This window comes from Streptomyces albiaxialis, from assembly GCF_039530985.1.
Taxonomy (GTDB): domain Bacteria; phylum Actinomycetota; class Actinomycetes; order Streptomycetales; family Streptomycetaceae; genus Streptomyces; species Streptomyces albiaxialis.
This window is the reverse complement of record NZ_BAAAPE010000015.1, coordinates 278,711-291,246: the sequence shown is the minus strand read 5'-3', so window position 1 is coordinate 291,246 and position 12,536 is coordinate 278,711. Positions and strand designations below refer to the sequence as shown.

The 12,536-nt window shown below is 72.5% G+C and carries 10 protein-coding genes; 5 read left to right on the top strand and 5 right to left on the bottom strand.

Annotated elements, in window-relative coordinates:
- Window positions 1-15 precede the first annotated feature (15 nt).
- Together solA and ABD343_RS30480 are read left to right on the top strand one after the other, a co-directional pair.
- The gene (solA, locus tag ABD343_RS30485) at window positions 16-1,167 is read left to right on the top strand and encodes an N-methyl-L-tryptophan oxidase (RefSeq protein ID WP_344532769.1); all 1,152 of its coding nucleotides are present in this window, start codon (window positions 16-18) and stop codon (window positions 1,165-1,167) included.
- On the top strand, window positions 1,164-2,288 hold the full coding sequence (locus ABD343_RS30480; RefSeq protein ID WP_344532767.1) for an aromatic ring-hydroxylating oxygenase subunit alpha: 1,125 nt from the start codon (window positions 1,164-1,166) through the stop codon (window positions 2,286-2,288). Before solA ends, ABD343_RS30480 begins: the two co-directional genes overlap by 4 nt.
- A 27-nt stretch (window positions 2,289-2,315) precedes the next feature.
- Here the strand turns inward: ABD343_RS30480 and ABD343_RS30475 are convergent, their stop codons facing one another.
- From ABD343_RS30475 to xsc, 4 genes are all read right to left on the bottom strand, one after another.
- Window positions 2,316-3,917, bottom strand: coding sequence for a BCCT family transporter (locus ABD343_RS30475; protein WP_344532765.1), 1,602 nt, complete (start codon window positions 3,915-3,917; stop codon window positions 2,316-2,318).
- A gap of 207 nt (window positions 3,918-4,124) precedes the next feature.
- The gene (locus tag ABD343_RS30470) at window positions 4,125-4,835 is read right to left on the bottom strand and encodes a phosphonatase-like hydrolase (protein ID WP_344532763.1); all 711 of its coding nucleotides are present in this window, start codon (window positions 4,833-4,835) and stop codon (window positions 4,125-4,127) included.
- Entirely contained in the window at window positions 4,832-5,881 is a 1,050-nt protein-coding gene (locus tag ABD343_RS30465; RefSeq protein WP_344532761.1) for a phosphate acyltransferase, read from the bottom strand. The genes ABD343_RS30470 and ABD343_RS30465 overlap by 4 nt, the downstream gene beginning before the upstream one ends.
- Before the next feature lie 306 nt (window positions 5,882-6,187).
- Window positions 6,188-7,960, bottom strand: a complete 1,773-nt coding sequence (gene xsc, locus ABD343_RS30460) for a sulfoacetaldehyde acetyltransferase (protein ID WP_344532759.1) — start codon at window positions 7,958-7,960, stop codon at window positions 6,188-6,190.
- A gap of 192 nt (window positions 7,961-8,152) precedes the next feature.
- Between xsc and ABD343_RS30455 the strand changes: the two genes are divergently transcribed.
- The 3 genes from ABD343_RS30455 to ABD343_RS30445 are packed head-to-tail and all read left to right on the top strand — an operon-like array spanning window position 8,153 to window position 11,609.
- Complete coding sequence (locus ABD343_RS30455) at window positions 8,153-8,926, top strand: IclR family transcriptional regulator (RefSeq protein WP_344532757.1); 774 nt, start codon at window positions 8,153-8,155, stop codon at window positions 8,924-8,926.
- On the top strand, window positions 8,923-9,873 hold the full coding sequence (locus ABD343_RS30450; RefSeq protein WP_344532755.1) for an AAA family ATPase: 951 nt from the start codon (window positions 8,923-8,925) through the stop codon (window positions 9,871-9,873). The genes ABD343_RS30455 and ABD343_RS30450 overlap by 4 nt, the downstream gene beginning before the upstream one ends.
- A 14-nt stretch (window positions 9,874-9,887) precedes the next feature.
- Window positions 9,888-11,609, top strand: a complete 1,722-nt coding sequence (locus ABD343_RS30445) for a cobaltochelatase CobT-related protein (RefSeq protein WP_344532753.1) — start codon at window positions 9,888-9,890, stop codon at window positions 11,607-11,609.
- Here ABD343_RS30445 and ABD343_RS30440 read toward each other — a convergent pair.
- Entirely contained in the window at window positions 11,554-12,474 is a 921-nt protein-coding gene (locus ABD343_RS30440; RefSeq protein ID WP_344532751.1) for an erythromycin esterase family protein, read from the bottom strand. The two genes, ABD343_RS30445 and ABD343_RS30440, sit on opposite strands and share 56 nt — an antisense overlap.
- Between the last annotated feature and the right edge of the window lie 62 nt (window positions 12,475-12,536).

Below are 12,536 nucleotides of genomic sequence, written 5' to 3'. Positions count from 1 at the left end.
AGACGGGAGACACTCATGCCCTCATTCGACGTCATCGTCATCGGACTCGGCGGGATGGGCAGCGCGACCGCCGCCCACCTCGCCGCGCGCGGCACCCGCGTGCTCGGCATCGAGAAGCACGGCCCCGCCCACAACCGGGGCTCCAGCCACGGCGGGTCCCGCATCATCCGCCAGTCCTACTTCGAGGATCCGGCCTACGTCCCGCTGCTCCTGCGCTCGTACGAGCTGTTCGCGAAGCTCGAACAGGACAGCGGGCGCACGATCAGCACCCTGTGCGGCGGCGTGATGCTGGGCCCGCCCGGGTCCCGTACGGTCGCGGGCAGCCTGCGCTCGGCCCGGCAGTGGGACCTGCCGCACGAGATGCTGGACGCCAAGGAGATCCGGCGCCGCTTCCCGACCCTCGCGCCCCGCGACGACGAGGTGGGGCTCTACGAGGCGCGGGCCGGGCTCGTCCGCCCCGAGACGACCGTCACCGCACACCTCCAGCTCGCCCTCCAGGCCGGTGCCGACCTGCACTTCGAGGAGCCCGTGACCCGCTGGGACGTGCTGCCGGGCGGCGCGGGCGTACGGGTGCACACCGCCGAGGACGTCTACACGGCGGGCCACCTGGTCGTGTGCCCGGGCGCGTGGGCGCCGTCGCTCCTCGCCGACCTGGGCGTGGAACTCACGGTCGAGCGGCAGATCATGTACTGGTTCCATCCGCGCGGCGGGACCGAGCCCTTCACCCCCGACCGGCACCCGATCTACATCTGGGAGGACGCGGACGCCACGCAGGTCTACGGCTTCCCGGCGCTGGAAGGCCCGGACGGCGGCGCGAAGGTGGCGTTCTTCCGCCGGGGGACCGTGTGCACGCCTGACACCATCGAGCGGACCGTGCACGACGAGGAGACCGCGGCCATGGCGGCCCACATGGCCGAGCGGATCCCCGACCTCCCCGGCCGCCTGCGCAAGGCCGTGGCCTGCATGTACACCAACTCGCCCGACGAGCACTTCGTGCTCGCCCGGCATCCCGCGCACCCCGACTCCGTCACCGTGGCCTGCGGCTTCTCCGGGCACGGCTTCAAGTTCGTCCCCGTGGTCGGCGAGATCGCCGCCGACCTCGCGCTGAACGGCGCCACCGAGCACCCCATCGGCCTCTTCGACCCCCTCCGCGGAGCGCACCCATGACGACGACGGCAGCCCCCAGTCTGCTCGCCACCCTCCCCGGCCGTTACTACACCGACCCCGAGCTGTTCCGGCGCGAGCAGCAGCAGCTCTTCGAGACCGAGTGGTTCTGCGCCGTGCGCTCCGCCGACCTCGACCGGCCCGGCGCCTACCGCACGGTGCGCGTCGGCGCGGAGTCCGTGCTGATCACCCGTAACCGCAAGGGCGAGCTGCGCGCGTTCCTCAATGTGTGCCGCCATCGCGGCGCCCAGTTGTGCACCGAGGAGTCCGGCACGGTGCGGCGCGCCCTCCAGTGCCCGTACCACGCCTGGACGTACGACCTCGACGGGAAGCTGACCGCGGCGCCGAACCTGACGCGGATGACGGACGTGGACCGCGGCGAGTACGGGCTGCACGGCGTCCACCTGCGCGAATGGCTCGGCTACGGCTGGGTGTGCCTCGCCCCCGAACCGCCGTCCTTCGAGGAGACGGTGATGGGCGACGTGGCCGGACGCCTCGGCGGCACGGACGTCATCGGCCACTACGGCATCGAGGCGCTGGCCCTCGGCACGCGGCACACCTACGACGTGGCGGCGAACTGGAAGCTCATCATCGAGAACTTCATGGAGTGCTATCACTGCGCCACCATCCACCCCGAACTCACCGAGGTCCTCCCGGAGTTCGCCGACGGCTTCGCCGCCCAGTTCTACGTGGGGCACGGCCCGGAGTTCGCCGAGGAGGCACAGGGCTTCACGGTGGACGGCAGCGCGGGCTTCGACCGCCTCCCCGGCGTCCCCGACTCCCACGACCGCCGCTACTACGCGATCACCATCAGGCCCCAGGTCTTCGTGAACCTGGTCCCCGACCATGTCATCGTCCACCGCATGTTCCCGCTCGCCGAGGACCGTACGGTCGTGGAGTGCGACTGGCTCTACGCGCCGGAGGTCGTCGAGTCCGGCGCCGATGTCTCGCGCTCGGTCGAGCTGTTCCACCGGGTCAACCTCCAGGACTTCGCGGCCTGCGAGCGGACCCAGCCCGCGATGTCCTCCCGCGCCTACCGGAACGGCGGCGTCCTGGTGCCCAGCGAGCACCACATCGGGGAGTTCCACGCGTGGGTCACCGAGCGGCTCGGGGAGGCGGGCTGACGAGCCGCCCGTACGGAGGCAGCGGGCTCAGGGCGCGCCCTGGACACCGTCCCGGAGCGGGCTCCGGGACGGGTCCTCGCAGGCGGGGACGCGCTCGTGGGACGGCTCGGCGAGGGTGATCCTGTCGAGCGGCGTCCCTCGGTCGTCGGCGTAGAGGGCGCGGACCAGCCCGTAGCACATCACGAGCATCACCAGGCTGAACGGCAGCGCGGTGGTGATCGAGGCGGTCTGGAGGGCGAGGAGGCCGCCGGAGCCGGCGAGCAGCAGCACGGCGGCGACGGCGCCCTCCACGAAGGACCAGTACACGCGCTGGATCTTCGGCGTGTCCTCCTGGCCGCCCGAGGTCAGCAGGTCGATGACGAACGCCGCCGAGTCCGACGACGTCACGAAGTACACGGCGACGACCAGGATCGCGAACACGGTCGTGGCCTGGGCGAGCGGCAGTTCGCTGAGCAGGCCGAACAGCGCGGTCGCGGGGTCGTCGGCCACCGTGGCGGTCAGCGCGCCGTCGGTCTCCGCGTCGAGGGCGAAGGCGGAGTTCCCGTAGACCGCGAGCCACAGGAAGGTGAGAGCGGAGGGCACGAGAAGAACACCGAAGACGAATTCGCGGATCGTCCGGCCCCGCGAGATCCGGGCGATGAACATTCCCACGAAAGGCGCCCAACTGATCCACCATCCCCAGTAGAAGATGGTCCATTGCGCCTGCCATCCGGTGCGGGCATCGGCATCCGCCCACAGGGTCGTCCCCGGCAGCGTCTGGGCGTAGTCGCCGACCTGCTGGACGAAACTCGCCAGCACGTCGGTGGTGGATCCCGTGAACAGCACGAATGCCATGAGCGCGACGCCGACGCACACATTGACGAGCGAGAGGCGCAGAATTCCCTTGTCGAGCCCGCTCAGCACGGAGAAGGTCGCCGCGATGGTGATCACCACGATGAGCACCAGTTGCACGGTGGTCGATTGCCGCAGCAGATCCAGGCTCGCCATTCCCGCGTTGATCTGGAGGACGCCGAAGCCCAGCGAGGTGGCGACGCCGAACATCGTCCCGAAGACGGCGAAGGTGTCCACCGCGTCACCGATACGGCCGTGGACGCGCTTGCCGAGCAGGGGGTACAGCGCGCTGCGGATCAGCAGCGGAAGCCCGTGCCGGTAGGCGAAGTAGCCGAGGGAGAGGCCCACCACGATGTAGATCGCCCAGGCGTGCAGGCCCCAGTGGAAGAACGTGAACCGCATGGCCTCCCTGCGGGCCGCCGCGCCGCCCGGCTCCGCCATCGGCGGATCGGAAAGGTGCGACAGGGGTTCGGCCACGGACCAGAACAGCAATCCGATCCCCATGCCCGCGGTGAAGAGCATCGCGAACCAGGTGAGATAGCGGTAGTCCGGCCGGCTGACGGGCGGGCCGAGGCGGATACGTCCGAATCGGCTCGCCCCCAGCCAGACGACGAACACCAGGAATCCGCCGACCACGAGCAGGTAGTACCAGTCCAGGGTCGCCGCGATTCCGTCCTGCGCCGCATCGAAGAATCCGTGCAGGGCGTCCGTGGCGGCAACGCCCGCGATCAGAAAGACGAGAATCAGCACGGTGGACGCCGTGAACACGACCGGATTCGTCTTGGGTCGAAACCGCATCGGTGGTACTCCAGCTCTGTTCAACGGGGCCTGCTCGTGAATGCCGTGCACGGCGCGCGAATCACCGGCGAAGATACCAGCGCCCCCGGCGCACACCGGGCCGGAAAACGCTCACTCAGGAAACAGGAACAGGAAACAGGGAAAGGGAAGCTGGAAACACGGAAGAGGAGTCAGGGAACAGGCCGTCGATTGCCCGGTGTGCTCCCGTCAGGAGACGGTGGCCGGGCGGGGCACCCGCGCCGACTCCCTGACGAGCGCGGGCAGTTCCGCCACCGAGCCGAGCACCCGGTCGGCCCCGGCGGCCCGCAGGTCCTCCGCCTGCTGGCCGCCCGTCAGCACCCCGGCCACCAGCCCGGCACCGGCGGCACGGCCCGCGCGCATGTCGTACGGGGTGTCGCCGACGACGGCCACCGCTTCCACGGACGGCGCCCCCGTGCGCAGCAGCGCGGTCAGCACCATGTCCGGGTACGGCCTGCCGCGACCGGCGTCGGCGGGCGACAGGACGGCGTCCGCGAGGCCGGTCCAGCCGAGGGAGGCGAGCAGGTCGTCGCGCGTACGGGGCGAGAAACCGGTGTTGAGGACGACCGCGCAGCCCTGGGCGCGCAGTTCCTCGATCGCCTCGCGCGCGCCGGGGAGCGGGGCGCAGCGTCCGGCGGCGACCATCTGCGCGTAGCCCTCCTCGAACGCGGAGTTGGCCCGCCGGGCGGTCTCCTCGTCCCCGTCGAAGAGGTGCCGGAACACGGTGATCTTGGATTCGCCCATGGTGTCGCGGACGTACCGCATCATGCGGTCGTGGCGGGCGCCGCCCTCCTCGACGCCCTCGCGGACGACGGCGTGGGTGAAGGCGTCCTCGACGATCCCCGCGTCGGTCACGGTCGTTCCGGCGAGGTCGAGCACGGCGAGGCCGAGTGCGGTCATGGTGACTCCTGGTCGTGTCGGTGGCGGGGGCGGTCGAGCGCCTGGACTCCCCCGGCGAGGGCGAGCGCGGCGATGTCGGATCCGGTGCAGCCGCGCGACAGGTCGTGCAGGGGCGCGGCGAGCCCCTGGAGCAGCGGGCCGATCGCGGCGCAGCCGCCCACGCGCTGGGCGACCTTGTAGCCGATGTTGCCCGCCTCCAGGGAGGGGAAGACGAAGGTGTTGGCCTGCCCGGCGACGGGCGATCCCGGCGCCTTGGCACGGCCGACGTCGGGGTCGGCGGCGGCGTCGTACTGGATCTCGCCGTCCACCGCGAAGCCCGGGTCCCCTGCGCGCAGCAGCGCGAGGGCTTCCCGTACGCGCGCGACGCGCGGGTGGTCGGCGCTGCCCTGGGTGCTGAAGGAGAGCAGGGCCGCGCGGGGTTCGTCGCCGGTGAGCGCGCGGTGGCCCGCGGCCGTCGCGCGCGCGATGTCGGCGAGCTGCGCGGCCTCCGGGTCGACGACGACGGCGCAGTCCCCGTAGGAGAGCACGCCGCCGTCGGGGCGGACGATGAGGAAGCTGCTGGAGAGCGTACGGATGCCGGGCGCCAGGCCGACGACGCGCAGCCCGGCGCGGAGCACGTCGGCGGTGGGCCGGTCGCTGCCCGCGACGCACACGTCCACGTCCCCGGCGCGGAGCGCCGCGGCGGCGAGGAAGAGGGGGTCCTCGCCGCCCGGCCGTCCGTCGAGCAAATCCCGCAGCGGGGCGGCGTGCCGCGCGGGGTCGAGGAAGTCGAGCCGTTCGGGGTCCTCGGGAAGCTTCAGCCCGAGATCGGCGGCCCGCTCCCGTACGGCCGCGGGGTCGCCGGAGACGAGCACCGGGGTCACGGCCCGCCCCTCCCCGAGGCGCGCGGCGGCCCACAGGACGCGGGGGTCCATGGCCTCGACCAGCGCGACCCGGGGCCGCCGCCCGGACCCCTTCAGCCGTGCCGCCCAGTTCTCCGTCAACGCCTGCACGGCGGGCCCGGCCTCACCGGGTACGGGAAGAGGGGCATGCGGTTCTACGAGCATGAGCGCTCCGACGGTCAGTCGACGATTGGGGGTGCCCCCCCTCAGGGGCGCGGGGAACTGCGCGACAAGCCACGGCGCAGCCGCAGCCTGCGAAGTAGCGCACGGGGCAGCCCGTACCCAGCCCTCATGTCCGCGCACCCGGTGAAGGGGCTGCGCTTGCCAGCCCTGCTCCCCCAAGCTCTTCGAGCAGGGGGCACCCCCACGCGCAGATCTCCCAAGCGCTGAAGGGCGAGGTACGGGGCAGCCCGTGCCCGGAACCGGAGCGCCGGGCACGGAGGCAGGGAGGGCCCACATAAGGTGCGGCTCTTACACGTAGTCCTGGTACTTCTCCAGGAAGCGGACCGGCTTCTGGAGGGCGTCACGCCGGAAGGGGTCACCCAGCTCCCGCGTGCACATGATCTCGACGACCGTCGTCTTCCCCTCCCGCATCTGGAGGTCGACGGCCCGCTGCAGCGCCGGCCCGACCTCCTCCAGCTTGTCGACGACGATGCCCTCCGCGCCCATCGCGCGCCCGATGCCCGCGAAGCTCTCGCTCTCCAGTTCCCCGGCGACGAACCGGCGGTCGTAGAAGTCGACCTGGTTCTTCTTCTCGGCGCCCCACTGCCGGTTGTGGAAGACGACGGCGGTGACGGGGATGTCGTGGCGTACGGCCGTCATGACCTCGCCCATGGACATGCCCCAGGCGCCGTCGCCCGCGTACGCGATGGCGGGGCGGTCCATCGCGGCGGCCTTCGCGCCGATGATGGTCGGCAGCGCGTAGCCGCAGTTGCCGAAGCTCATGGGGGCGAAGAAGGAGCGCGGCTCCTCGAAGCGGAGGTAGCTGTGCGCGACGGAGTTGATGTTGCCGATGTCCGTGGAGACCATGACCCGCTCCGGCATGGCCTTCTCCAGCTCGCGCAGGACCTGCCGGGGGTGGAGCCAGTCGCCCTCCTCCGCGTCCTGCTCGGCGATCATGTCGAGGCTGTACGGGTCGCGTTCGTGGGTCCACTCGCTCAGCTCGGTCTCCCAGGCCTCCTTCTCCGCCGCGGTCTCCCCTGCGCGGCGTTCGCGCGTGGCGTCGCAGGCGAGGGTGCGGCCCTCCAGCCGCCGCGTCAGGGCGTCTGCGGCGGCAGCGGCGTCGCCGCAGATGCCGACGGTGATCTTCTTGACCAGGCCGAGCATCTTGTGGTCGGCGTCGATCTGGATGATCTTCGCGTCCTTGGGCCAGTAGTCCATGCCGTGCTGCGGGAGCGTGCCGAAGGGCCCGAGCCGGGTGCCGAGGGCGACGACGACATCGGCGCGCGAGATCAGCTTCATCGCGGCCTTCGAGCCCTGGTAGCCGAGGGGGCCGCACCACTGGGGGTGGCTCGCGGGGAACGAGTCGTTGTGCTGGTAGCTGTTGACGACGGGCGCGCCGAGCCGCTCGGCGAGGGCCTTGCACTGCTCGACGCCGTCGGCCATGACGACGCCGCCGCCGGAGATGATGACGGGGAACTCGGCGGAGGCGAGGAGTTCGGCGGCCTCGTTCAGGCTGCGCTCGCCGCCCGCGCCCCGGTCCACCCGCATCGGCTGCGGGACCTCGGCCTCGATCTCGCCGTAGAAGTGGTCGCGGGGGATGTTGAGCTGGGTCGGGCCGATCTCGGACATCGCGCGGTCGAAGGCGCGCGCGGTCAGCTCGGCCATCCGCCGGGGGTTGTTGACGTGGGCCTGGTACTTGGTGAACTCCTGGAACATCGGGAGCTGGTTGGCCTCCTGGAAGCCGCCCAGGCCCATGCCCATGGTGCCCGCCTCGGGGGTGATCATGACGACGGGGCTGTGCGCCCAGTACGCGGCGGCGACGGCGGTCACGCAGTTGCTGATGCCGGGGCCGTTCTGGCCGATGACGACGCCGTGCCGGCCGCTGACGCGGGCGTAGCCGTCGGCCATGTGCGCGGCGCCCTGCTCGTGGACGACGGGAACGAGGCGTATACCGGCGGGCGCGAAGATGTCCATCGCGTCCATGAACGCCGAGCCCATGATGCCGAAGATGTCGGTCACGCCGTTGGCGACCAGCGTCTCGACGAAGGCTTCGGAGGGGGTCATCTTCTGCGGCTCGCTCATGCTCCAGCTCCTTCGGCCGCCACGGAGGGCGATACGTATGGCGAAGAATCGGTACGTGGAGTTCCTGAAATCAGGATCTGATCCAGGTTCTGCTCCGGACCATAGGGAGCCCGCGACGGGACCGTCAACCATGTGTTCCGTAATTCGGTACCTGCTAGCTTGTTTTTCGGAACACGAACAGACGGAGGGACCATGGACACGCTCAACGGCGACACGCCTACGATGCGGCTGTTCGCCCTGCTGGAGCTGATCGCCGCGAAGGACCAACTGGTCACGCTCCAGGACCTGGTGGACGAGACCGGCATGCCCAAACCGACGCTCCACCGGATGCTCCAGCAGTTGGAGGGCGCGGGCCTGCTCGTACGGCAGAGCGACGGGCGGCACTACGGGACGGGCGCGCGGCTGCGCAGGCTCGCCGAGAACCTGCTGCTGAACGCCACGCACCACGGAGCCCGGCACGCGGTGCTGCGCGACCTGGTCGAGGAGATCGGCGAGAGCTGCAACGTCACGGCGCTCTCCGGGAACGAGGTCGTCTACCTCGACCGCGTCGAGACGCCCGAGCCGCTCCGCTTCTATCTCCGCCCCGGCTCGCGGGTGCCCGCGCACTGCTCGGCGAGCGGCAAGATGATCCTCTCCCAGATGAGCCCGGCGCAGCGCCGCAAGCTCCTCGCCCACGCGCCGCTGAAGCAGTACACGCCGAAGACGGTCACCGAACTGGGCCCGCTGGAGGAGGAGTTCGTCCGGGTGCGCAGGGACGGGTACGCGGTGGACGACGAGGAGTTCCTGCCCGGACTCGTCTGCGTGGCCGTGCTGGTGCCGACCCCGTCGGGGCGTTCGAACCAGTGCGTGGCCGTGCAGGCACCGGTCATGCGCCTCACCGCCGACAAGGCGCTTCATCTGCTGCCCGCGCTCCAGCGCGCGGCCGACGCCGTCGCCCGCGTCGAGCGCGAGGGGGGCCAGGAGTGAGCACACCGGATCACGGCCCCGGCACGCCCGACATACGGGTGTCGGCCCGCGACCTCTTCGGCGTCCGTACGGACTTCAAGGTGCCCGCGTTCAGCGAGCCCTCGGCGCATGTGCCCGAGCGCGACGAGGCGTACCGCTTCGACCCCGACGTGACGCTCGCGCTGCTCGCGGGCTTCGCGCACAACCGGCGCGTCCTGCTCCAGGGCCCGCACGGCACGGGCAAGTCCACCCATGTCGAGCAGGTCGCGGCGCGCCTCAACTGGCCCTGCGTGCGCGTCAACCTGGACGGACACCTCAGCCGGCTCGACCTGATCGGCAAGGACACGGTGACGCTGCGGGACGGCAAGCAGGTCACCGCGTTCCAGGAGGGCATCGTGCCCTGGGCGCTCCAGCGGCCCGTGGCGCTGGTGCTGGACGAGTACGACGCGGGGCGGCCCGAGGTGATGTTCGTGCTCCAGCGGCTGCTGGAGCGGGACGGGAAGTTCACGCTCCTCGACCAGAACCGGGTCCTGGACCCGCATCCGGCCTTCCGCCTCCTCGCCACCGCCAACACGGTCGGCCTCGGCGATCCGTACGGGCTCTACCGGGGCGCGCAGCGGCTCAACCACGCGCAGATGGACCGCTGGAACATCGTCGCCACCCTCGGCCACATGCCCCCGGAGGAGGAGGCCGCGATCGTACGGGCCCGCGTGCCCGGCGCGGCGCAGGCGGAGGTCGAGGCGATGGTCGCCGTCGCGGGGCTGACGCGCTCCGGGTTCCGCGCGGGCGACCTGTCCACGCTGATGTCGCCGCGCACGGTCATCACCTGGGCGGAGAACGCCGAGCTGTTCGGCGACGCGGGGCTCGCCTTCCGGCTGTCGTTCCTCAACAAGTGCGACGAGGAAGAACGCCCGCTCGTGGCCGAGCTGTTCCAGCGCTGCTTCGACCGCGAACTGGACGCGGCGTGAGCACGGAACGCGGCGTGAGCACCGAACGCGGTGTGAGCACCGGACACCACGCCGAGGAGCTGTGCGCGGCGGCCGTACGGGCGTTGAGCGACACGCCCGGACTCGTCTTCCGGGGGCACCGGCTGCACCGCGGCCGTACGCCGGTCCCCGCGCCCGCGCCGCACCTGCGCCGCTCCCCCGACGAGGAAGGCGAGGCGCTGCGCGGCGTGGCGGACGGGCTGGCGCTGCGGCTCACCGGCTCCGACGCGGCGCTGCACGCGCGGCTGCGGCCCGAAGGGCCGGTGGAACGGCTGCTGTTCGAGGCGCTGGAGCAGTACCGCGCCGAGTCCCGGGTCCCGGCGGCGCTGCCGGGCGTGGCGCGCAACCTGCGCCGCCGACACGCCGCGTGGGCCCGCGCGTTCCTCGCCTCGGGGCTGGCCGAGACCGCCCGTGGCCTCCTGCTCTTCACGGCGCTGGAGATCTGCCGCGCCCGGGTGCTGGGCGCCCCGGTGCTCCCGGAGGCCGAGGATCCGATCGAGGCGACACGCGCGGCGCTCGGCGCCCGGATCGGCCACGAACTCGCCGCCCTGCGCCGTCACCGCGCCGACCAGTCCGCGTACGCCCCGCACGCGCTGGCCGTCGCCCGTACGGTCGCCGCGATGCTGGAGGAGGACGCCGGGGAACGGGCAGGACGCGAACCGCCCGAGGACGAGTCCCGCTTCGCGCTGCTCCTGGACGAGGGCGGGGACGGCGACGGGGACGGGGACGGCGCGGTCCGCGCCTCCGCCTCCGACTCCGCCGGGTCGCCCTCCACCCCGGACAGCGATGGCTACCGCGCCTTCACCACCGCCTACGACCAGGAGCGCGCGGCCCTCGCGCTCGTACGGCCCGCGCTCGCCGCCGAGTTCCGGGCGCGGCTCGACCGGCGGATCGAGGAGGACCGTCCGCAGACGGCGCGCCTCGCGCGGGAGCTGCGCGCCAAGCTCGCCGCGCCGGGCCCCGACGGCTGGTCCGGCGGTCGGGAGGAGGGGGTGGTCGACGGGCGGGCCCTCGCGCGGCTGGTCGTCTCCCCCGCCGAGCGGCGCGTCTTCCGCACCCCGCGCGCGGAGCCGCGCACGGACGCCCATGTCACGTTCCTGCTCGACTGCTCGGGCTCGATGAAGCCGCACCGGGAGCGGCTCGCCGCGCTGCTCGACGTGTGGGCCCGCGCCCTCGAACTCGCGGGCGCCTCCTGCGCGATCCTCGGCTTCACCACCGCCGCCTGGCACGGCGGCCGGGCCCGCCGCGACTGGCTGCGCGCCGGGCGGCCCGCGCACCCCGGGCGGCTCAACGAGCGGCTGCACCTGGTCGTCAAGGACGCCGAGGTGCCGTACCGCCGCGCGCGTACGGCGCTCGCCGCGCTCCTCAAGGCGGACCTGTACCGCGAGGGGCTGACCGGCGAGGCCCTGGAGTGGGCCGCGCGCCGTGCCGCCCTGCGGCCCGAGGGGCGGCGACTGCTCTGCCTCGTCGCGGACGGCGGCCCGATGGACGGGGCCACGGCGCAGGTCAACGGGCGTGTCCTGCTGGACGGCCACCTGCGGGAGGTGGCGGCCGGGATCGAGACCGAGGGCGCGGTGGAGCTGTACGGGCTGACGGTGGGCGGCGATCTGAGCGCGTACCTGTCGCGGACGGCGGCCATGGACCTCGCGGCGCCGCTCGCCGTCACCGCGCGGCGGGCTCCAGCGGCCTTCCGTCCGTCACCTCACGGACGTGGATGACGGCGTCCAGCATTCCGGCGAGCGACGCGCCGGTGAGGTGGTAGTCGGCGTCGTGCTCCGGGTCATAGGAGGGCCCGATCAGTCGGGTCGTGACCGGCTCGTCGAGCCAGGCGCGGGCCGCCGGGTCCGCGCCGCCCCCGGTACGCAGGTCGAGCGTGAAGGCGTCGGGACCCGCCGCGCCGAGAACCGACTCGGCGAAGTCGGCGGGCGGCGCGGGGAACTCGTACAGCGCGGTGCCGTGGTGGAACGTGAGGCCGACCGCGGCGTACGCGGAGCCGAGCCGTTCGCGCAGCCGGCTGCCCGCGGTGGTGCCCGGCGCGCCGACGGACATGTGCGCGAGGCCGCCCCAGTAGACGATCCGGTCGCCCCCGCGCTCGTACCAGCGCAGGGTGGTCTCGGCCAGATGGCGTTCTATGTGGTCGATGCCGGTGAAGCCGCCCTCGGGGTCGGGCAGTTCGGCGAAGCGGACCGGGTCCTCGGGGTGCTTCTCGTTGTACGCCCGCATCCACTCCACGACGTCGAGGATTTCGCCCGTACGCCAGAACGAGCGGGATCCGGCGAGGAGCGCTCGCGGGTCGCCCTCGCCCCCGGCGACGTAGGCGGCGAGGCCGCGGGCCGCCGGGTCGTCGCCCTCCAGGGCGAGCGAGCGGAAGCCGTGCTCCTCGACCAGCAGCCGCAGCACGCGGTGGGAGACGGCGGAGAGTTCACGGGAGTGGCGCATCGAGTGCGCGAGGGCCACGATCCCGGCGTCGCGCACGCTCTCGGCGAGGGGCCGCAGGTCGTCCAGCGGCGCGGCGGGATCGAGGGTGGCGAGCGGGCGGGCGTGGTCGCCGACCCAGCGGACGGCGCCGGAAGCGCTGGCCATGGGGGTCTCCTTCATACGGTGCGGTCCCTGCGACCGCCTCACCCCCAGCCTGGAACTTGAAC